The following is a 21,594-nucleotide window of genomic DNA, read 5'->3' on the forward strand; positions in this document are numbered from 1 at the left end:
GTATCCGAGGGTATAGGATTTAGGCAAGGCTAAGTTGCCGAGATATGGTAACTTCGAAAATTTTATCATTTGCCGATCGATCAGGGAGATCTTCTTAGATGCACAATCCAGCCCGTTTGACCGCCCTTGGCCTAACCACAGCCCTCGCGCTGCAAGGCGTTGCAGTCACTCAGCCATCAGTTCTAGCGTTAAGTGTAGTAGCAGCTCAGGCAGCTGAGATTGCATCACTCCCCAGCGATCAGCTGCTGAACCCCCCAGCCGACGCCGCACGTTACGAAGGTGCATTCACGAGCTTCGATACCATCTACCGTGCACGGCAATATCACGCCGATTCGGCTACCGAGTGGAACGAAGACTTCTACGCTTTCGACAGTCCACGCGCTTCCTGGAAGGGACTAGGATGGGCCAAGCAACACGCTCAAATAGCCCTTGCTGCCCGCACTTTCGTGCTTCTGCAAGCCGAGGATTTCCCCGAAGCGCGGGCCCTCGATCTTACAACGCTTGGATACAAAGAAGCGACCGACCTCAAGGCTAAAGAGATCCTCTCAGAGGCGAAGAAAAAGTTTGCGGAACTCAAAGATCAACCGAATGCCGAAGCGTGGTATCAGACCCGTTATACCGACATCGTGAGATCCCTTGCGATCTTAGAAACCTACACAAATGGAATCGTCGAGGTTAAGCGCATTCCAATAGCAGCGGTCATCGACTGGGGCGTACCCGATAAATATCCCACTGACTCGGCTCAACGGGCGAAAAAAGAGGACTTCGCTGACCTCGAGATATACAAGGTAGAGTACAACGAGTCGAAAGCGGATCAGAACTTCGTTACCGAGACCGCAGAAGCGAATGCGCAGACGAATACTGGTGTCCTCGAGGCCGCCCACGGTCCCCTGCAACCAGCCGATAGTGGTGAAGTTGATTTCGACCGACAAAAGTCTGACCTCAAGGAAAAAATAGCCGATACCCTTGAGCGGGCCCAGGCCCTTGCTGATTCTCAAGAATTTGTTAGCAAAGCCGAGGAATTAACAGCTACCGTCGAAGCCATCGATTCCGAGATGAAGCTACAGCAGGCCACCGAAGAAGTCAACGCGTTTGCCCGCTCCGTCGAGAAAGCTGCTAGCGATGAACTCGCTGCACAGAAGCAAGTGTATACAACTAAGTTGCAGGAGGCTCGGGCTCAGATCACCGCGCTCTTAGCAGCGGAGATCGCCGAGAATACGCGCACTCGAATCCTAAATGAACTTGACGAACTTGAACGAGGCGTGGCAGACGCGACCGATCGAGCAGCTCTCGAGAGTTTGAGCAGCGCCATTGAAACCGCCTTATTGAATGTTTCGGTGCACACTCATCGAGCCGAGGCTCTAAGAGAACTAGCTACTACTGATGCTGCTGTACAAGCCATCGGTGATGATGCGATCTCAAACAAAGCCGAGGATATACGCAGCAGGCTACTCGATGCCGTATCTCTCGATGGAGTAACTAGGATCGCCGAGGAGATCGAGCCCTTCAAAGCCGAAGCACAGTCAAGCCTCAATCAAAAAGTAGGAGGAATCCTACGCGAAACCGTAAAAGTAGCCAACGCCACGCAGGTATACGCCCAGGGAGCAGACTCGAGCCTATTGCAGGCTAAAGCACTTCAGGCGACGCAAATGCTGGGCGCACTCTCCCAAGCTGATCTGCCAGAACTTGTGACCAAGAAAGTAGCTGCTAGCGAGCTCAAAGAAAGTGTTCTCGCAATTAAGGTTCGCGTAGAAGAAAACTATCTCGCGACTGCACAAACCTCTTTAACCGAGCGGCTGGAAGCCATCCTTGATAAAGCGACCCAGCTTGACAATCAAACGCTCAAGGGCCAAGCCGCGGATCTCCTCAACCAAGTCGGCTCTTCAACAGTGCACACTATCAAAGACCTAAAATCCAAGGTCACGGCTCTTGAGGCCCAGCTTATCGAGGCCCAGCTTGACGCTGCACGTCAACCATTGATTGTGCGTCTTGAAAGTGCAAAAGCGCAAGCGATCAAACTGAACGCTACCGAAATACTCGCTCAGATTGACACGCTTACCGATGATCTCTCTGCAGCTCAAAACTCAGAGGATCTAGCACCAATCGAAGCAAAGATCATGCAGGTGGAGCAGGATGTTCAGGATTTCTCAGCCAACCTCCGTGCCGAAAAGAGCGCTGCACTTATGAAGCGGTTGGAGGCTGCGAAGTCGGGTGCTGTGGCTGTGGGCGCTGATGCTGTGGTGGAGCAGGCTGAGGCTGTGATGGCTGAGGTTAATGCTGCTGCGAGTGTGGAGGCGCTTGAGCAGTTGGTGGCTCAGGTTGTAGAGGTTGAGCGGGCTGTTGCTGATGCTGTGGCTGAGAAGGTTGATGCTGCTCGTGCTCCGTTGGTGAAGCGGTTGGAGGCTGCGAAGTCGGGTGCTGTGGCTGTGGGCGCTGATGCTGTGGTGGAGCAGGCTGAGGCTGTGATGGCTGAAGTCAATGCAGCAGCATCAGTGAGTGCGGTGAGGGCCCTAGAGTCGCAGGTTAACGCCGTCGAGCGAGCACTTGATTCCTTTAAGAAAGAACAAGAAAAGGAAAAAGAAAAAGACACTCTCAGTACCGGTGCGATCGTAGGCATCGTAACCGCAGTTGTCGCGATACTGGGCGTCTTGCTGGCAGTGCTAGCCCAAGGAATCCCTGGAATCAACGCCTTCCTTGATTCGCTCCCTCTCCCAAGATTCTAAAACCGTATTTTCAATCTAGTGAGCTCTAGTCCTCCCGCAGGGGGCTAGAGCTCTGTTTTCGTAATTGTTTCATACACGGTTGCTTGTTTCGGTTGGAATCAGGCGACCAAGTAGACTTTGTAGTATGAAAGCTTTCGATCTCAGCTGGGGGATACTCCTCGTCGTGTCTCTGGCGGGCTGTTCGGCTTCGCCCGGCCCCCCTCCCGTTGAGGATCCGCTGGCTTCCCAGATATCTGTGGCTACCAGTACGACCACCGGCCAACCCACTCTCCAACAGACAGAACTTGTTATCGGGATCGATCAAGTGCAAACCGGATTTAATCCGCACCTACTTGTCGACGATTCGAGGTTCACCCGAACCCTCGCATCGCTTATTCTCCCCAGCGCATTCGTTGACGGAAAGCGAAATAAAGATCTGCTGACTAACGCCTACGTGCTGCCTGTACACACCTCTGCCACGAAGGCCGACCTCTTAATTCCGCGCGGTGTGGAAGAAAGAACTCAAGGCGATCTTCAGCGCGAGCGACCACTCGCATTTACTGTGCGATACGATATCGCCCCAGAAGCACAATGGAGTGATGGAACTCCAATCACTGTCGCGGATTTTGAATATTTGTGGTCTTCAATCATCGCTACTCCCGCTACCCTTAATCCCAGCGGTTATCGCGCAATTTCTGCTATCCGTTCCGCCAACGGCGGTAAGACGGTCTACGTTGATTTCGCCCAACCCTACGATGAATGGACGTCGTTATTTTCGGCTCTTTTGCCCGCTCACCTTCTACGCGGGGACCCTTTTTCCGAGGTGCTAGCAAGAGGGGTGCCCGCTGCAGCAGGGAAATTTGCGGTTCAGACGATCGATCGGCAGCGGGGTGTTTTTATCCTCAAGCGTAATGATCGGTGGTGGGGGCGTGAGCCCGCGCGCGTTGAAACACTTTCATTCAGAGAAATTCGCAGCACGGCTCAGGGCATAGAGATGCTCAATAGCGGACAAGTTAGTTTTCTGGATCTCAACCCCACCCAGACCTCGCGCGAGGCGTATGAGTTAGTTCCAGGCACCCAAGTGTGGGAACAGTCCGATGAACTGGAACTCGAAATCGTAGCTAATACAAAGCTGCAACCAGTTGTGCGGCAGGAATTGCAGTCCTTAATCGATGCGCCCACTATCGCAAGATTGGCCTACGAGCGCACGAATCACCTTGATATCGACCCTACTGAACGGACGCCGCAAACACTGCATATCAAGCATCTAATCTCGCCGGTGCGAATCGGGGTTGATCCCTCTCAAGAACTAGACTTTAATGCTGCTCAGGCGCTCATGGCTCTTCTACAGGGCCATAACATTACAGCTACGATCGTTCAAGCTGATATGACCACCCTTGTCGGAGCACTGATCCCGCAAGGTAAGGTGGATGTGGTTGTCCACCGCACGAGTGCACAGTTACCCGAGCGCTATGCCTGCCCTGCAAAAGGATTGTTGGGCTCCAATATCTCGGGTTTTTGCGACGGGGAATTGCAACAGCGGATCGATGCCTATTACGCCGGGCGTTACCCCTATGATGAACTCCTCAACGATATTGCTGCAATTGAGCGAAAAGAAACCCTGCGAACGTCCATTGCTCGGGGTACGCGTCTCGAGGTTAAGGGCAGGGGTATTGTAGGTCCTGAACCGATTGAGGGAGACGACCCTCGAGGCACAACATCTTTGGATACCTGGAGAGTATATGATTAACCTGCGCGTCGTCGCAGTGCATGCCCATCCTGACGACGAAGCCATTTGGACCGGCGGGCTCCTAGCTCATCTTGCGGCACACGGTGCAGACGTTGAAGTTATTACCTGCACCCTGGGTGAACAGGGAGAAGTTATCGGCTCTCGCTACCAGAATCTGGTCGCCGCCGACCAATTAGGCGGATTCCGCATTTCTGAACTTAGTGAGTCGTTGACGCATCTAGGAATACGCGGAGAATTTCTCCGGGCCCCGGGATACTGGCGCGATTCCGGGATGGTCGGTGATGCTGCGAATGAACACCCTAGAGCTTTTATCCACTCAGCGGATAAGGCTGTGAAACAACTCATTGAGCAACTGCGCGATCATCCGCCGCAGCTGCTGATCAGCTACGGCCCCGATGGGGGCTACGGTCACCCGGACCATATCCGAGCTCACGAGATCACCGAGGCAGCCGCTCGTTATCTAGATATCCCAGTTTTATGGTGCGTGACCCATCAAGAGCTCCTCGCCGACGGCCTAAAAGTCATATCGGCCCCAGCGGGATGGCGTATGCCTAAGGCCGGAGAGTTGGCCTGTGTCGACTACTCCGATTTTGCGCTGCGGCTCAGCGATGATGTGCTAGCGAGGAAAGTGGGCGCTATGAAAGCCCACGCTACGCAAATTTGGGTGGCTGATGGAAGCAGCTGCGCAACCCGACCAGTTGCGGCCTATGCCCCGCAATCCGATCCAGAGCGAGCGCCCTTCACTTTTTGCTTGTCTAATATGATTGCTCAGCCATTAAGCCGGTATGAGCATTATCAATTTTCTGAGTTCTCCGATCCCCGACGACTACGCGAGATTGTGAGCCTGATAGAGGGTATCGAAAGATGAGCTCCGAGAATCCTCAGCGTTATATCTATTCGAATTTCTCCAAGGCGGAGGCGGCCTTCGGGCTCATGTGGCTCGCACTCGCCTCGCTTTTGTCCGTATTCCTCGAAGTGATTTACCTAGGTGTCTGGATATTCGGGGTCCCGGTGCCTTATACCATCGTGATCGCGTTCTTTTTTAATAGAGTTCTCAGTAATACGGCCCTTTTGTGGTCAAAGAATTTAGCGATCGCTGGGATTCCACTATGGGCTTGGACGATTGGCTATTTCCTCATGCTGATGGCGCCGAACCTAACAGGGGATCAGTTGGTAGGCTCGAGTATTCGGAGTATAGTGTTGATGTTTGCGGGACTAATCGGGGGTTTTCTGCCTTTGATGAAGTCAAGAATGGTTAGTTGAGAAGAAGTTGGAAAGTAATGACTTACACTATTGCCCAGCCATGCGTTGACGTGATGGACAAAGCGTGTGTTGAAGAATGCCCAGTTGACTGCATCTACGAAGGCAAACGCTCGCTTTATATCCACCCAGATGAATGCGTGGACTGCGGGGCTTGTGAACCCGCCTGTCCCGTAGAAGCAATCTTCTATGAAGATGATGTTCCTGATGAATGGATCGACTATAACGAGGCCAATGCCGCCTTCTTCGATGATCTCGGATCACCTGGCGGGGCGATGGGTCTTGGCCCCCAAGACTTCGATCCACCGCTGGTTGAAAAATTGCCTCCACAAAACCAATAGATCGTCCGCTAAGGCCCCTGGGTTCGACCCAGGGGCCTTAGCCTTTCATCCGTTAAACTGTTGAAGTGAGAATTTTCTCGCCCCTACTCTTACCCGATCAAGGATATTCCCATGGCCCGTCAATCACTTGCTGAAGTCCTTCCAGATTTTCCTTGGAATTCATTACTCCCCGCAAAGAAGCGAGCTAGCGCCCATCCTGATGGGCTCATCAACTTATCGGTTGGATCGCCCGTCGATCCTGTGGCTCCCGGTATTCAATTAACCCTTGCTGAATCAGGTCAAGCATCCGGGTATCCTCAGACGGTGGGGACACCCCAGCTACGCGCAGCTATCAAAGAGTCTCTAGCCAGGCGTTATAATATCCCTCAAGTCGAGGGTATTTTGCCTGTCGTGGGTACTAAAGAGGCAATAGCATGGTTGCCCACTCTGCTGGGCTGTCGTGGAAAGATTGTGATTCCGACTGTTGCTTATCCCACCTACGAGGTAGGGGCGCTGCTCGCAGGAGCGCAACCAATACGCAGCGATACTCCGTGGGATGTAGACGACCCTGACACTATTGATTTGATCTTCATTAATTCGCCGTCGAATCCCACTGGCCGTGTGCTTAGCCCTGAGGAACTCCGACAGTTAATCACTTTCGCTAGAGCACACGATATTATTGTGGCCTCTGACGAATGTTACCTAGGGCTCGTGTGGGAAGGCGAGGCCATGTCCATTCTTGATGAGCGGATTTCCCATAACGATCACCGCAATCTCTTGGCCATCCATTCGCTCTCAAAAACATCGAACCTTGCAAGCTACCGCGCCGGGTTTTTAGCGGGAGCGGATAATATCATCGCGGAGCTCACCGAGACTCGCAAACATGCGGGATTGATGGTACCCGGACCCATCCAAGCTGCGATGGTAACTGCGCTTGCCGACGATGACCAAGAAGCTCTGCAAAAACTGCGCTACGCCCGTCGCCGCACAGTCTTGCTTACTGCGCTTCTTCACGCTGGGTTCCAAGTCGAGGAGTCTTCTGCTGGGCTGTACCTGTGGGCCACCCGCAGAGAGGACTGCTGGACAAGTGTCGAATGGTTTGCCGAGCGCGGCATTCTTGTAGCGCCGGGTTCTTTTTATGGCCCTACAGCCACGCCATTCGTCCGTCTTGCTTTAACTGCGACCGATCAGGATATCGACAGTGCTGCGCGGCGCTTAGATATCGCCTCCTAGCCAGTTGTGCCACTCTTATTACATTCATCGGATCGCAAACGTGGAGTCGACCCAGGCTATGGTGCCTGCGTGTGAAGCTATGTGCTGCGAATGCTCTTGAGTAGGAGAATTCTGAGTGCTCTACTGCTTCCGGCAATAAAACTAATTGGGTCTGTTTTTGCAGCTGATGTCCTAGATGCATAAGCGCGCGCTATTAGTGGGGTGGGGAAGTGGAGAGTACCCAAGAATTTCCTATATCCGTGAAATTGTCCGCGCTTTTGTGCAAACGGATATTACCGATGCATCCCGACCTCAGGCCCTTGTGATTACTGGTGTTGATGAGAGATAAACTAACGGCACGTTTTAATTCGCTTAGAAACTTTGCAGCAGAGTAGTATAGGGAAAATCTGTTTTTAACAAAGAATAAGGGAGCGTAACGTCTAGTGGCTATCACTATGAGCGAGGCTGGCTCACATCTTCGGCAATTCCTCCAGTTTGGACTGGTGGGAGGCTCGGGGATCGTAGTCAACCTGGTCGTTGTCTATATAGCCAAGAAATGCGCTGCCTATGGTTTTAATATCAGCGAGCATGATGCCTTTCTGAATCTTTTGGGCAGTCGCTACCACATTCGCTGGTACCACGTCTTTATGACGGTAGCCTTCCTTGTAGCCAATACGTGGAATTATCAACTCAATCGAATGTGGACCTTTAAATCAGACCGGTTATCCAAGTGGTGGAGGGGATTTTTTGCTTTTCTCGCCACCGGCCTTTTGGCATTTCTGGTCAGCCAAGTGGTGGCCACCTTATTGATGAATCCTCTGAGCCCTGTGGCTCTTCCCACCGAGATTTTCGATGATTCCTCCGGGCTGCGGACCAAGTTCTACTGGGCGCTGATCATCGCTATCGGTTTGAGCATGCCAGTTAACTTCGTCGTTAACAAGCTCTGGACTTTTAAGCCCAAACCAATAACGATCATCAAGGACGTTGACCCCCAAGCTTTGAATTAAAAAATATCCTCTCGTTGTGAGAGGATATTTTTTTAATTGGCATGCAGTGCGGCGTTGAGCTCAATAGGATTTTTACCGTGGGCTACCGCTTCAATCGCGCCACTCAGGGAATTTCTGCGATATAAGATATTGCTGGCTCCCGATAATTCGACGGCTTTAATGGTATCGCCGTCGGCAAGCTCGAGGGCACGAGCCACGTCGCCGCGCACGATAATCTTGGCGCCGGCTGTAATATAAAGGCCCGCCTCAATAACACAGTCATTGCCAAGAGAGATTCCTAGTCCCGCATTGGCACCCAGCAGACATCTCTGAGCAATCGAGATGACCTGCTTGCCACCGCCCGAGAGGGTACCCATAATCGAGGCTCCACCACCGATATCAGAGCCATCTGCAACAACAACCCCAGCCGATATACGGCCCTCCACCATAGAGGCGCCGAGTGTGCCAGCATTAAAGTTCACAAAGCCCTCGTGCATGACGGTAGTACCTTCGGCTAGATGAGCGCCGAGGCGGATACGGTTGGCATCGCCGATGCGTACACCGCTGGGCATCACATAATCGACCATACGGGGGAACTTATCCACCGAGAACACTGTGACGGGGCCGCGCAGGGAGAGTAATTGCCTTGTCATTTCAAAATTCTCTGGAGAACAAGGGCCAAAATTAGTCCACACCACATTGGCCAGGAGACCGAAAATGCCATCAAGGTTTTGTCCGTGCGGTTTAACTAAACGGTGGGAGAGCAGATGCAGGCGCAGATAGGCATCATAGGCATCGATTGGTGCCTCGTCGAGGTTCTCAATCGTCGTACGGATAGCTACTCGGGTGGTACGACGATCTGGATCAAAAACAAGAAGATTAGTAAATTCATCCGGGGCATCAGCAAGCTGGACCGTACCCGGTGACTCAGGTGTGTCGGTCATGGTTGGGTTGGGGAACCAAGCATCTAAGACGGTTCCGTCTTCATAGATGGTGGCTAAACCAGTAGCGGTGAATGCAGTCATGGGTGCTAGAGTCCTTTCGATGCTGATGATTTTTTAGTGATAAAGCTCGCGAGGACTGTCAGCGCAAAGATAATAGCGACGGACCAAATTTGTCCTCGTGCGCTTTCGTCTATCAGCATTAATCCTACGAGTGTGGCTAGCATGGCCAGGCAGATAATCGCACTCCACGGGTGGCCTAGCATCCGCACTTTGGTGATTTCATTATTTCGAACTAGTTCGGGGTGCAGTTTCATCCAGCTGGCTGCGATCATGACCCAGAGGACGATCAAGCAGCCACCTACGGCATTGAGCAGGAATGTGAGCAATCCTGGCGGGTTCCAGAACTGCAAACCGACAGAGCCAAAGGCGAAGAACATTGAGAGGATCACCGCGTTCATCGGCACCCCTTGTTTACTGATAACACCAAGGATTCGAGGTGCATTGCCGCGTTCCGCGAGGGAGAAGATGAGGCGGGAGGTCCCATAGATTTGCGCATTAAAGGCACTCAGGAGCGACAAAACGATCGTGGCCTCCATGAAACCTACAACATAGGGAATATTGGCCAGGCCCAGAATAATGGTAAATGGTGATTCGGCTGCGTTAGAAGCTCCAGTAATGCTCTCAAATGGCAATAAGGCGATGATAACGAGCACCGAGCCGAGATAGAATAACGATATACGCCAGATGACGGAGCGGACGGCGGTCGATATGGAGGAGGCGGGATCTTCGGATTCGGCCGCTGCAATTGTGATAATTTCTACTCCACCGAAAGCGAAGGCTACAGCTAGAAGGCCTGTGGCTACCCCGGCGAAGCCATTAGGCATAAAACCGTTGCCAAGTATATTGCGCATGCCCACGTACTCAGTACCAGGTAGTAACCCAAATACGAGCAGTACGCCCACAATAAGGAAAAGTATAATGACGGCGACTTTGATGAGGGCAAACCAAAATTCGAATTCACCGAATCCCTTCACGTGCGCCAAGTTGATGACAGCGAAGATAGCCACGCTGATCAGGGCAGGAATCCACGGGGCGACTCCAAACCACTCTCCCATAATTGCCGCGGCCCCGGTCATTTCTGCCCCCATAACCATGGTGAGCATAAACCAATAGAGCCACCCGGAGGAGAATCCAGCCCAGTGTCCGAAGGCTTGTTCGGCGTAGACAGAGAAGGATCCCGAGGTCGGGCGTGCGGCGGCCATCTCGCCGAGCATCTCCATGAAAAGCACAACGATGATGCCTGCAAATATATAGCCGAGAATAACCGCGGGCCCGGCGGCTTGAATTCCTACGCCGGTACCAAGAAAGAGTCCGGCACCGATTGAGGATCCTAGACCCATCATGGTTAGGTGTCGGGTTTTTAAGCCTTTACCTAAACTCTTGGTCGCTGTCGTTGTTGAAGGGGGATTTTCCATAGGGAATACTCTAGTATCCCGCTTGCTGCGGAGACTAATAAATCCGAACCGAAAATACTTTAGGAGGCGATTTTTTCCGCAAATGGTTCCCGGTAGTCCGGATGCATGGTGATCGACCAGTCGGATTGCCCGGCAATGACCTGAGCGGGTGCGATGCCACCAGTATCGGCAAAGCGGAGGAGAGTGCCAGGCTCGAGGACGACTTTATGACCTATATGGCAGCGATCGCCAAGGTCGAGACCCAGAACCGAACTGCTTACTCCGAAGGTGCAGTTTTTTCCAATGCGCATGGGCTGTGGCTTGGAGCTCATCAGAGATGACGAGAGCATTAACGTGCACCCAGCATCGATAACAGTGCCTGAGGAGATGCGCCCTTCAACGGTGCACGCGCCGAGCGTACCAGCGTTATGGGAGACAAAGCCCTCCCGCAGAACGCGAGTTCCAGGGGCCAGGTAAGCCCCCAAACGTACCCGCTCTGCCTCCGAAATTTGGATACCGGATGGCACCACATAGTCCACCATGCGCGGCAAAGGATCGATACCGTAGACGTGGATCAAACCCCGAGAGCGCAGTGAGGTGCGCATGAATTCGAAATTATCGGGCAGACACGGACCCTTGTTAGTCCACACCACCACGGAGAGCTTTTCCAAGGCCTGCGTCATATTAATCGTATTGGGTTCGACCAAGCGGTGGGAGAGTAGATGCAGCCGCAGATACACGTCATAAGGATCTTGAGGTTCTAAACTGAGATCGCGAATGACAGTGCGAACAGCTACTTGCTCAACCATGCGGTCATTATCAAGCTTCACCAGATTGAGCAGCCGCACAGGGAGATCCTGGGCTCCAAGACGTTCCGTGCCAGCGCTATAAGAAGCAGGATCGATAAGTGCCGGAGAGGGGAACCAAACATCTAAGACATCCCCATCCATCGAAATATTTGCGATACCAACGCCCGTTGCACCGTGTTTTAGCATGCGCCTAACTTTAGTGGCTGAAAGCTTGAGAAATAAAACCGTCTCAGCTGCCTCCGACTCATGACGGTCTACACTAAAACCTATGATTGATCTCAGCATGGACCCTGTCGAATTAACTGAGGCTTTGATGAATATTCCGAGCCCCAGCCATCACGAAGAAGCTCTCGCAGATGAATTAGAAGGTTCTCTCCGGAAACTGCCAGACGTTGAAGTTTTGCGCTTAGGTAACAGTCTCGTGGCACGTACCAATCGCGGTTTACCGGCGAGGGTCATCCTCGCCGGCCACATAGATACTGTGCCCCCAGCCGAGAACCTACCCGCACGAAGGGGGTTGGACTCACGCGGCCGCGATACCCTCTTTGGTTTAGGCAGTGTCGATATGAAATCGGGGCTAGCAGTGTATGCCCACACTTTTGCCACCCTCAGCCAATCACCTGATCTTAAATACGATCTGACCTTGGTCTGTTACGAAGCCGAGGAGGTAGCGGAGCGCTACAATGGCCTAAAGTTTATCGCCGAGCAGCACCCCGAATGGCTACGAGGTGATCTCGCGCTTTTGGGAGAACCATCAGAAGCCATTATTGAGGCAGGTTGCCAGGGCTCGATTCGGCTTAAGGTGAGCGCGAGAGGGGTGCGCGCGCACTCTGCACGGAGCTGGTTAGGCTTGAATGCAATGCACCTTCTAGCCCCCGTGATTGCAAATATTGCTGCCTATAAAGCCAGCGAGGTCGACGTTGATGGGTGTTACTACCACGAAGGTCTGAATATCGTGCACTGTGAGTCGGGGGTGGCTACCAATACGATCCCTGATGAAGCGTGGCTATACGTCAATTACCGATTTGCTCCGCACCGTGATCTTGATGCAGCAATGGCGCACCTCCTTGAGGTTCTAGATCTCCCAGATTCTGTGGACTACGAGATCGACGACGCCGTTCCTGGTGCACGCCCAGGTTTGGACCAGCATGTGGTCCAAGACCTTATCGCTGCCACGGGGCAAGAACCGCGCGCCAAATTCGGATGGACAGACGTTGCACGCTTTAGCGAGCTAGGGATACCCGCTGTGAATTTTGGTTCTGGCGACCCCAGTTTCTGCCACAAGAAGGATGAACAATGCCCAGTGGAGATGATTACTGAACTTGCTGAGGTGCTGAGGCGCTATTTGGTGGCCTAAGTGTGCGACAAAGTTATAAAGCCTCATCTAATCTGGACGACATGGAAAAAAAAGAACGTATGATGTGTGGCCCAGTGCTGCTGAAGAACTCCATGAACCAGCCTGGTTCTACCTATGATCAGCGGCTCCTTGAGGTCGGGGCAAATCACGACTGGAAACACGCCGATCCGTGGCGGGTCTTGCGTATCCAGAGTGAATTCATCACTGGTTTCGATGTCCTTAGTGAGCTTCCCCGGGCAGTAGCTGTATTTGGTTCTGCACGGATGCAGGCCGAGCATCCGTGGTACCGCCTGGGCGAAGAAGTTGGCCAGGAATTAGTAGAGGCCGGCTATGCCGTCATCACTGGTGGCGGCCCAGGCCTCATGGAGGCAGCCAATAAGGGTGCCAGTGACGCCGAGGGTCTATCCGTGGGCTTGGGTATCGAGCTTCCCCATGAGCAGGGCATGAATGACTATGTAGATATGGGTGTTCATTTTAGGTACTTCTTCGCCCGCAAAACTATGTTTCTGAAGTACTCTGAAGGATTTGTATGCCTGCCAGGCGGTTTGGGAACAATGGATGAGCTTTTTGAAGTTCTATGCATGGTGCAGACTGGCAAGGTAACGAACTATCCTATTGTGCTACTCGGGACGGAATTTTGGGCTGGTTTAGTGGACTGGATGCGTAGCCGCATGGTTGATGCAGGAGTCATTAGTGAATCGGATATGGATCTCTTCCTAGTAACGGATTCGGTTGCTGAAGCTGTCGCTCATATCCGTGCATACCACGCTGCTGCGGAGCAGTAAATTGTGATTTCGGCTTCTCGACCTCCAATACGCAGTGCTTTTGCGCCCCGCGATTCGTCCATCGCCATTGTCATGGCCATCATTAATCGCACCCCCGATTCTTTTTATGATGCAGGAGCAACTCACGATGTTGATCGTGCCTTTGATCGTGCCCTTATGGTGGTCGACCAGGGTGCGCGCATTGTGGATATAGGGGGAGTCAAGGCGGGGCCAGGGGAGGTGATCAGTCCTGCTGAAGAGATTGACCGCGTGGTACCGCTTATTGCGAGGATTCATGACCGGTTTCCAGATATCACCATATCCGTGGATACGTGGCGAGCTGAGGTGGCTGCGGTTGCGATCGAAAATGGGGCTACTTTGGTCAACGATACGTGGGCGGGCCACGACCCTGAGTTGATCGAGGTGGCAGGCCACTTTCGAGTAGGTTATATATGCTCCCATACAGGTGGGGCTATCCCGCGCACGCGCCCTCACCGCGTGCACTTTGATGAGCTTGTATCCGATGTCATCGCTGAAACTACCTCGCTGGCAACGAGGGCAGTAGATTTAGGGGTTCCCGAGGACAAAATTTTTATCGACCCCACGCATGATTTCGGTAAAAATACTTATCACGGCCTGGAGCTACTACGCCGCATTGATGAGCTCGTGGCAACAGGCTGGCCGGTACTTATGGCTTTGAGTAATAAAGATTTTGTTGGAGAAACTCTAGATCGCCCTGTTAAACAGCGAGTCGCTGGGACTCTAGCTGCAACAGCATGGGCTGCAGAGCGGGGAGTAGCCTGCTTTCGGGCCCATGAGGTAGCTGAAACCATTGATACTATACGTATGACCGCAGCCATTGCGGGCATACAGCCGCCGTTACGCGCGACGAGAGGCCTGGTATGAGTGACTTTGATGTAGTAATTCCCGCCCTGAATGAGCAAGATACCATTGCTGATGTGGTGGGTGCTGCCCTCGGCTCGCAGGCTTGCAATGTATTCGTCATTGACTCAGATTCCACCGATGAGACCGCCCAGCGTGCGCGGATAGCTGGTGCGCAGGTGATAAATTGGCGTGAGGTTCTCAGCGATATCCCACCGCGGCCAGGCAAGGGGGAGGCTTTATGGCGTGGGGTGGCGGCCGCCTTAAGTCCTGTCATCGTTTTTGTCGATGCCGATGTCCGAGGACTCACCTCAGAATCAGTGAACTCGCTAGCTAAACCTTTCGCCGATCCATCAGTAGACCTCGTTAAGGCCAACTATCAGCGTACTTACCTCGGTTATTCTACCGGGGGAGGCCGGGTAACGGAACTGTGTGCAAAACCTTTGATGCGTATCCTTTTCCCGCATCTAGCTCATATTGCCCAGCCGTTGGCCGGGGAGTACGCGGTGCGGCGGGACTTTGTCCGCCGAGTTTCCTTTATTTCAGGCTACGGGGTGGAGATAGGCCTGCTTATAGACGCTTCCCATATCGTTGAAGTAGCCTTGCCTCCGCGCGTTCATCGAAACCGCCCCTTGGAGCAAGTGCAAGGTGTAGCTGAGGACGTGGCACAGGCTATTTTGGCCAAGGCAGGACTCTGTGAGGTGGATATGCGTCCCCCTCTCAATGATTATGATTAAGCCTCTGTGGCTGTAGACACGTTATGCGAACTGGCAGGGCACGAGGGGTAGGATATAACTATGAACTTGGTTGCTGTTACCACCGTTATTATCATGGTTGCACTGCTGCTGGTCCTGACTATTGCCGCCTCGGGAATCATATATCTGGTTCTGAAAAAACGCGACGGCGCAGCCTTTAAGCCGCAACCTATTGAAGTTGATGTTGATGTCACTGCAGTAAATAAGCGCGCTATTGGCGAGCGTAATCCTGCAGGTCTTCAGTTCCACGATGGGGTTCCGGGCTACGACAAGCGTGAGGTTGACGCGGTATTACGGGAGCTATTTGACCAGCTATCTCACACTTCTTCCTTAACAGAGCTCCCGCAGGCAACCGATAAAGATATACCAGAGTAATTTAAACCTGCTCTTTACTCCGTATTTTCATGTGAGATCTGTATTTTGTATTGACCTTTAAGGTAGACTTAAATACTAGGACTGAAATAAAAAAGAATGAGAGAGAATATGGCAGCCATGAAACCCCGTACGGGTAATGGTCCGATGGAAGTAGTCAAAGAAAATCGCAAGATTGTCATGCGAATTCCCACCGATGGTGGTGGGCGTCTTGTTATCGAGCTCAATGACAGTGAGGCTGCAGAGCTCGCTGAACATCTAGCCGCAGTAGGTAGCTAGACCATCCCACCTAGAGGTTCCGCTAACAGGGGAAGCGGAACCTCATTTCTTTAGCAACATTCTCTTATTCAGACTGGATACTGCAATGCTCTCCCATATCGTCGACGTTCTCGCCGATCCAGAAGATGGAACCAGACTATTTCTTAGCGAAAACGGTCGCTACTTATCATCAGAGAGCGGACACACGTATGATGTGGCCAAACAAGGCTATGTTTCCTTAGTTGGAGGATCTGGTCTTCGACACCATGGAGACGATCTAGCGATGGTGCGAGCCCGTGAAAGCTTTCTCGCGTTAGGCCATTTCGCTCCTTTCGTCGAGACGGTGTCGACCGGGATCGACGAAGCCCTATCCGGAGTTGAAGCTCGTGAACCAGTCATTCTCGAGATTGGAGCGGGTACCGGTTATTACCTTTCCCATATCTTAGATTCGATCCCCGACTCCCGAGGGGTGGGTCTCGATATTTCCACCCCCGCGGCTAAGGCACTGGCGAAGAGTCACCCTCGCGTTGGTGCCGTCGTGGCTGATGCTTGGAAAACTCTGCCTATCAGACCACAGAGTATTGACGCTATCGCCGTTGTTTTTGCGCCGCGTAACCCCCAGGAGTTCTCGCGTGTACTTAAGACTAACGGTGAAGTAGTGATTTTAAGCCCTAACCCGAATCATTTGCAGGAACTGCGAGAACCGCTCGGGATTTTGCGAGTGGAAAAAGATAAAATCCATCGGATGCTCGAACAGTCAGCTAAATATTTTGACGTGGCGGATGAAGGCCACGAGGTCGAATTCTCGATGCGTCTAGACCAGGAGTGCATCGCTGCCCAGATTGGTATGAGTCCATCAGCACGTCATATTCCACCCGCAGATTTAGAAGCGCGCATCTCCTCTTTAGACCCGGTCATGATGGTTACAGCAAGCGCAACCATCACACGGCTTCGAAAAATACAGCCCTAAGCCGGAAAGATCTCTGGCAAGGGTTTAATAAGGGTGGATCTCTCAACCTCTACCTGCTCCGAGTTGTGGAGAACGAATCGCATGGTGGGTCCGTCAAAGTAAACTCGGCTAGCCATGGCTACTTGTCCACCGTTGCCGAATACTTCCACTGTTGAGCCATCAATGATGACTGTCATCGAGCTCGTTGCATCATAAAGAAGAGGTGCGCTAGCGACTGCATCGCCCGCGTGGTTCGGATTCATCGAGCGATCTAAGGTGATGTGATCACCATAATGAGTGATCGTGCATATAATCTGATCGTTAATATCTAGAACGGTGATGGTTTGATGTTCGCCACGAGGAATCTCGCTAATACCCGTCCACATAGAGGCACGATCTGATTCCTCAATGGCAGCGATGATGCCGCTCGTAGGGGTCTGGTAAATATGGCCCCCCTGAAGGGTAATCTCGCGCGCGAGGCTGAGGCAGTTCGCCCACCCTTCAGCGCGGAAACTCAGGTGCGCGCTCCCGTCATCCTGGCGGGAGGCACTATTAAGAAGGCCAAAGATCACAGTGTGCTCTTTATTGTCGGCATCGGGTGCCCAGTTTACAGTTCGGGGGCGTCCGAAATCGTGTCCATAATCCATGCGCTGGAAAGGCTTCGCCACCTCGAACGAGGTACCATTGAGCTTTCCCACAAGACAGCCCGCAATATCCCTGCCGTTCTCGTCGATCGTGACGAGCAGGATATCGTACAGATGCTGATCTATTTCATCGCGAAGTTGGAAAATACGAGGCGCCACCACAAATGTGGAAGCAATGCCAGAATCGCCGTGAATCGTCAACGGCCCGCGCATCTTAAAGTGTTGGCCATCAGCGGAATCTAGAACGACGAGTACAGGATCTGAGGATGAACCCGCCACCGCGACCATCAGATATCCACTATCCACCGGAATCACGCAGGGTGAACGAAAACGTGACAACCCTTCCTGGTTAGCGACAACTGTTCCTATATCAACAATATGCTCGTCCAGGATGAGGTCATCATCATCTAAGTCCGCGATTGTTTCGCCTAGGTCATCGACTCGGGCGGCCTTAATAGTGCGCTCATTGCCCACCACGTGAGTGTAGTAGAAGGTGGTGGAATCGCCCGTTGTTACTACCGAGCCAGCCCGGATGGATTCGTGGTCTTTGGTGGAGGCGAGTACATCGGTGCAGATTTCGAAATCGAAAGCTGTGGCGGAAGAAACTAAGTGGGCCCACCTAGAGGGTTGGGTGGGATCTGGACGGTATTGGTTGAAAAGATGCCAGTAGGTGCCGTCGTACAGCGCTCCAGCGGGGGCGTCCAGAATGCCGTGATCAGGGTGGATATGCAGTTCGGGGCGATACATAATTGTTGTGGGCTCCTGCCAGTTGACGAAGGCTGTTATGCCTCCCAGCGTAGTAGCAAAAGCCCACGACTGCAGATATCGACACTAAAGGAGGGAGCGATAGATTTCCACCGTCTGCGTGGCTATCTTGTCCCAAGAAAAAAGCTCCACGGCGCGTGTACGCCCCGCCAGGCCGAAGGCTTTGACCCGCTCTTGGTCGGCTATGAGTGCATTAACTTCTGCGGCGAGATCGCGCTCGAAGGCCGTGGTATCGGCTGGATCGTAATGCACTAAGAGGCCTGTCTGACCATCGGCTACGACTTCGGGGATGCCGCCGACATCTGAGGCCACCACGGCGGTACCGCAGGCCATCGCCTCAAGATTAACAATTCCCAAGGGTTCATAGATGGAGGGACAAATAAAGGCGTCAGCAGCGCTTAGAATTTCCTGAATTTTAGGTTTGTCCAGCATTTCCTGCACCCAAAATACTCCAGCTCGTTGGTGCTGTAATTCAGTGACCAGAGTGGAAATCCGGCTGGCTATCTCGGGGGTGTCGGGGGCACCGGCACAGAGTACCAGCTGAATCTCGGGGTCAAAGTGGGCCGCCGCCCGCACGAGATGTTCCACCCCCTTTTGCCGCGTTATGCGCCCCACAAAGGCGACGATCGGGCGAGTAGGATCGACACCCAAGGAGTGTAGAACAGAAGTACCCTCAAAGGCTGGGCGCGGCTGCCACACAGTGGTATCGATTCCGTTAAGAACCACGTGAACCTTGGCGGCATCGACACGCGGATACGCTTCGAGGACAGCTTCTTTCATCTTCTGTGACACCGCAATGACTGCATCAGCATACTCCATCGCATTACGTTCGGACCACAACGAAATATCATATCCACCATTGAGTTGTTCGCGTTTCCACGGGCGATCGGGCTCGAGTGAGTGAGCCGTGACAACGTGGGGAATATTGTGTAGCTGGGAAGCGAGATGTCCTCCTAAACCCGTGTACCAGGTGTGAGTATGTACGACCTGAGCATCGCGGCAGGCTTCGGCCATATAGAGACCTGTTGAAAGGGTCTGGATAGCCGGATTCGCATCACGCAGGCCAGGATCGGCGCTGTGGACGAAAACATTGTCCTCGTCACGGGGTGCCCCCATGCAGTGTACGTCTACGGGTACGATCTCTCGCATATAGCGAGTGAGCTCTGCTACGTGGACGCCAGCACCTCCATAAATCTCCGGTGGATATTCTTTAGTTAATAGTGCGACTTTCATAAAGATAACGGTAGTGGCAATGAGGCTAGGGCGCTGAGTATTTGAAAGGTGGCGTGGATCGCATTTTTCTCAATACCCTAACGGTGGTAGAACTTTCGCATTAAATTAGACACTGTGAAAAGTCAAAATAATGTCCTTGCCATCGTCTTGGCCGGCGGAGAAGGGAAACGTCTCTTCCCTCTGACTGAAGACCGCGCTAAGCCTGCCGTTCCCTTCGGCGGCACTTACCGATTGATCGATTTTGTTTTGTCCAATTTGGTCAATGCCGGTTATATGAAGATCTGTATTCTTACTCAATACAAATCTCATTCGCTAGATCGTCACATCTCACAAGCGTGGCAATTTTATGGCCCGACCGCTCAGTATATTGCGTCGGTGCCGGCGCAGCAGCGTCGAGGCAAGCACTGGTACCGGGGCTCAGCGGACGCAATTTTGCAGTCACTGAATCTCATCTACGATGAACGCCCTAATTATGTGCTGGTATTTGGCGCTGATCACGTTTATCGCATGGATCCGGAGCAAATGGTCGACGAGCATATCGCCTCCGGCAAAGCTGTATCTGTAGCTGGTATCAGGGTGCCCCGATCTGAGGCCAGTGCTTTTGGCTGCATTCAAGCCGATGAGGCAGGAAATATTACGGAATTTCTGGAAAAGCCCGAGAACCCTCCAGCTGTACCCGACGATCCAGACGTCACCTTTGCCTCAATGGGCAATTATGTATTCACTACGGACGCCCTCGTTGAAGCTCTACGGGAGGACGGTATCAACGAAAATTCCGAGCATGATATGGGCGGGGATATCATTCCGTATTTTGTTGAGCGCGGAGATGCACACGTTTATGACTTTACGAACAATATAGTTCCAGGATCCACGGATCGTGATCGGGGATACTGGCGTGACGTGGGTACCATCGATGCCTTCTACGAGGCTCATATGGATCTGATCTCGGTTCACCCGATCTTTAACCTGTATAACCAGCAGTGGCCGATCCGCTCAACTGACCTGACGGAATTACCTCCAGCTAAATTTGTGCAAGGCGGCATCGCGCAATCCTCGATGGTGGCCCAGGGCTCCATTATTTCGGCCTCTACGGTTCGCAACTCGGTGCTATCGACCGGTGTCATAGTCGAGGAGGGAGCCACGGTGGAGGGTTCGGTTCTAATGCCGGGAGTTCGCATCGGTAAGGGGGCTGTCGTGCGCCATGCTATCCTCGACAAGAACGTGGTAGTTACGGACGGAACGCTCATTGGTGTGGACCATCAGCGGGATGCAGAGCGCTTCGCCATTAGTCCCGGCGGGGTTGTTGTTGTAGGAAAGAATGTAGTCGTTTAAAGATCACATGAGAAGAGGAATCTCGCCCCACTCAAAAATTATTTGGGGGGCGGGATTTTTTGACTACTGCACAGTCACGATGACTAGGCCGGCACCTAGGGGAAGCCTGGTGACCTGAACTGACTCCAGCGAATTGAGGTAGTCCTGCAGGTCGCGGGCAGCTACAGTTTCTCGGTCGCGTCGCGTCTGGTCGCTGGGGGTACCGTCGAGCAGGATATCGGGGATGATTACACTCCCACCTGCACTTAAAAGGGGGAGCGAGGCACTAATAAGAGCTCTCGCATCAATGGGGGATACTTCTCCGTAAATAATTTGATAAGACTTTTTAGCTAGGCGCCCCATGACATCGAGAGGGCGGGATGGTAAAAAGCGCACTCTAGTGGGGGAGAAGGATGCGTTACGGAAGATCTCGGCGGAGCGCCGGTGATATTCAGGCTCCGGGTCGATGCAGGTGAGAGTGCCCTGAGAATTCATTCCCTGCAGCAAGAAGTAACCGACGACCGCGCTCGCGGGGGTAATAGCGATGGCCCCTTGAGCTTTACTCGTGGCTGCTAGGGTGCTCAATAATTGACCGGTGTGGATATCGGGCGCACTGAGCCCAAATTCCTCGGCCGTCTCGTAGGCTAGCTCGAGAGTAGTATCGGCAGGGCTAATGGCTTCGATATAGGAGCGTAGTTCTTCAGTCACACCTTTAAGCATAGAGTTTCTCGACTGTTTTATCCTTCGCAAAACACCGATACTCTATAGTTCAACTTCCCCTCGGAGCTTCGATGGAGTGTTGATATAGTCACCCCCTTTCTCCACATCCTAGATATTCTCGCTCTCCCAGCTAATTCACAGAGTTCT

At 52.8% G+C, this 21,594-nt stretch carries 21 protein-coding genes; 15 read left to right on the forward strand and 6 right to left on the reverse strand.

Annotated features, from left to right (window positions below):
* The first annotated feature begins 98 nt into the window (after positions 1-98).
* The 7 genes from NXS13_RS04920 to NXS13_RS04950 all read left to right on the forward strand — a co-directional run bounded on the left by NXS13_RS04920 (position 99) and on the right by NXS13_RS04950 (position 8,251).
* On the forward strand, positions 99-2,723 hold the full coding sequence (locus NXS13_RS04920; RefSeq protein ID WP_259289445.1) for a hypothetical protein: 2,625 nt from the start codon (positions 99-101) through the stop codon (positions 2,721-2,723).
* Between the two features lie 124 nt (positions 2,724-2,847).
* Positions 2,848-4,452: an ABC transporter family substrate-binding protein gene (locus NXS13_RS04925; RefSeq protein ID WP_259289446.1), complete on the forward strand. Its 1,605-nt coding sequence runs from the start codon at positions 2,848-2,850 to the stop codon at positions 4,450-4,452.
* Positions 4,445-5,320, forward strand: a complete 876-nt coding sequence (mshB, locus tag NXS13_RS04930; protein WP_259158307.1) for an N-acetyl-1-D-myo-inositol-2-amino-2-deoxy-alpha-D-glucopyranoside deacetylase — start codon at positions 4,445-4,447, stop codon at positions 5,318-5,320. Before NXS13_RS04925 ends, mshB begins: the two co-directional genes overlap by 8 nt.
* The gene (locus NXS13_RS04935; RefSeq protein WP_259078102.1) at positions 5,317-5,715 is read left to right on the forward strand and encodes a hypothetical protein; all 399 of its coding nucleotides are present in this window, start codon (positions 5,317-5,319) and stop codon (positions 5,713-5,715) included. Before mshB ends, NXS13_RS04935 begins: the two co-directional genes overlap by 4 nt.
* Before the next feature lie 17 nt (positions 5,716-5,732).
* On the forward strand, positions 5,733-6,053 hold the full coding sequence (gene fdxA / locus NXS13_RS04940) for a ferredoxin (protein WP_259078099.1): 321 nt from the start codon (positions 5,733-5,735) through the stop codon (positions 6,051-6,053).
* Positions 6,054-6,164: 111 nt separating this feature from the next.
* Positions 6,165-7,265, forward strand: a complete 1,101-nt coding sequence (dapC, locus tag NXS13_RS04945) for a succinyldiaminopimelate transaminase (RefSeq protein ID WP_259289447.1) — start codon at positions 6,165-6,167, stop codon at positions 7,263-7,265.
* Between the two features lie 434 nt (positions 7,266-7,699).
* On the forward strand, positions 7,700-8,251 hold the full coding sequence (locus NXS13_RS04950; RefSeq protein WP_259078444.1) for a GtrA family protein: 552 nt from the start codon (positions 7,700-7,702) through the stop codon (positions 8,249-8,251).
* A gap of 32 nt (positions 8,252-8,283) precedes the next feature.
* Here NXS13_RS04950 and dapD read toward each other — a convergent pair whose 3' ends face one another.
* Genes dapD through NXS13_RS04965 form a run of 3 tightly spaced genes read right to left on the reverse strand, consistent with a single transcriptional unit; the run spans position 8,284 to position 11,623 of the window.
* Positions 8,284-9,255, reverse strand: a complete 972-nt coding sequence (gene dapD, locus NXS13_RS04955; protein WP_259078096.1) for a 2,3,4,5-tetrahydropyridine-2,6-dicarboxylate N-succinyltransferase — start codon at positions 9,253-9,255, stop codon at positions 8,284-8,286.
* 5 nt (positions 9,256-9,260) lie between these two features.
* Positions 9,261-10,649 carry an amino acid permease gene (locus NXS13_RS04960; RefSeq protein WP_259158310.1) on the reverse strand — a complete coding sequence of 463 codons (1,389 nt, stop codon included), beginning with the start codon at positions 10,647-10,649 and terminating at the stop codon, positions 9,261-9,263.
* Positions 10,650-10,708: 59 nt separating this feature from the next.
* The gene (locus tag NXS13_RS04965; protein WP_259078093.1) at positions 10,709-11,623 is read right to left on the reverse strand and encodes a DapH/DapD/GlmU-related protein; all 915 of its coding nucleotides are present in this window, start codon (positions 11,621-11,623) and stop codon (positions 10,709-10,711) included.
* 82 nt (positions 11,624-11,705) lie between these two features.
* On the opposite strand from NXS13_RS04965, the gene dapE reads away from it, so the two are divergent.
* From dapE to NXS13_RS05000, 7 genes are all read left to right on the forward strand, one after another.
* Positions 11,706-12,794, forward strand: coding sequence for a succinyl-diaminopimelate desuccinylase (gene dapE / locus NXS13_RS04970; protein ID WP_259078091.1), 1,089 nt, complete (start codon positions 11,706-11,708; stop codon positions 12,792-12,794).
* A 41-nt stretch (positions 12,795-12,835) separates the two neighbouring features.
* Positions 12,836-13,579 carry a TIGR00730 family Rossman fold protein gene (locus NXS13_RS04975; RefSeq protein WP_396124736.1) on the forward strand — a complete coding sequence of 248 codons (744 nt, stop codon included), beginning with the start codon at positions 12,836-12,838 and terminating at the stop codon, positions 13,577-13,579.
* A gap of 72 nt (positions 13,580-13,651) precedes the next feature.
* Positions 13,652-14,464: a dihydropteroate synthase gene (folP, locus tag NXS13_RS04980; RefSeq protein WP_259158367.1), complete on the forward strand. Its 813-nt coding sequence runs from the start codon at positions 13,652-13,654 to the stop codon at positions 14,462-14,464.
* Entirely contained in the window at positions 14,461-15,177 is a 717-nt protein-coding gene (locus NXS13_RS04985; protein ID WP_259078089.1) for a glycosyltransferase, read from the forward strand. The genes folP and NXS13_RS04985 overlap by 4 nt, the downstream gene beginning before the upstream one ends.
* Before the next feature lie 60 nt (positions 15,178-15,237).
* Positions 15,238-15,570, forward strand: coding sequence for a hypothetical protein (locus tag NXS13_RS04990; protein ID WP_259289448.1), 333 nt, complete (start codon positions 15,238-15,240; stop codon positions 15,568-15,570).
* A 108-nt stretch (positions 15,571-15,678) separates the two neighbouring features.
* Positions 15,679-15,846 (forward strand): DUF3117 domain-containing protein, encoded by a 168-nt coding sequence (locus NXS13_RS04995; RefSeq protein WP_259078086.1) that lies wholly within the window; start codon positions 15,679-15,681, stop codon positions 15,844-15,846.
* Between the two features lie 85 nt (positions 15,847-15,931).
* The gene (locus NXS13_RS05000; protein ID WP_259078084.1) at positions 15,932-16,795 is read left to right on the forward strand and encodes a methyltransferase domain-containing protein; all 864 of its coding nucleotides are present in this window, start codon (positions 15,932-15,934) and stop codon (positions 16,793-16,795) included.
* On the opposite strand, the gene NXS13_RS05005 is transcribed toward NXS13_RS05000, so the two are convergent.
* Both NXS13_RS05005 and glgA read right to left on the reverse strand, forming a co-directional pair.
* Positions 16,792-18,165, reverse strand: a complete 1,374-nt coding sequence (locus tag NXS13_RS05005; protein ID WP_259289449.1) for a GH32 C-terminal domain-containing protein — start codon at positions 18,163-18,165, stop codon at positions 16,792-16,794. The genes NXS13_RS05000 and NXS13_RS05005 overlap by 4 nt on opposite strands.
* Before the next feature lie 84 nt (positions 18,166-18,249).
* Entirely contained in the window at positions 18,250-19,416 is a 1,167-nt protein-coding gene (glgA, locus tag NXS13_RS05010; protein WP_259078082.1) for a glycogen synthase, read from the reverse strand.
* A 114-nt stretch (positions 19,417-19,530) separates the two neighbouring features.
* Between glgA and glgC the strand changes: the two genes are divergently transcribed.
* The gene (gene glgC / locus NXS13_RS05015) at positions 19,531-20,748 is read left to right on the forward strand and encodes a glucose-1-phosphate adenylyltransferase (RefSeq protein ID WP_259078080.1); all 1,218 of its coding nucleotides are present in this window, start codon (positions 19,531-19,533) and stop codon (positions 20,746-20,748) included.
* A 63-nt stretch (positions 20,749-20,811) separates the two neighbouring features.
* Here the strand turns inward: glgC and NXS13_RS05020 are convergent, their stop codons facing one another.
* On the reverse strand, positions 20,812-21,447 hold the full coding sequence (locus NXS13_RS05020) for an O-methyltransferase (RefSeq protein WP_259289450.1): 636 nt from the start codon (positions 21,445-21,447) through the stop codon (positions 20,812-20,814).
* Positions 21,448-21,594 lie beyond the last annotated feature (147 nt).

Source organism: Corynebacterium sp. ES2730-CONJ, from assembly GCF_024834055.1.
In the GTDB taxonomy this organism is placed as follows: Bacteria; Actinomycetota; Actinomycetes; order Mycobacteriales; family Mycobacteriaceae; genus Corynebacterium.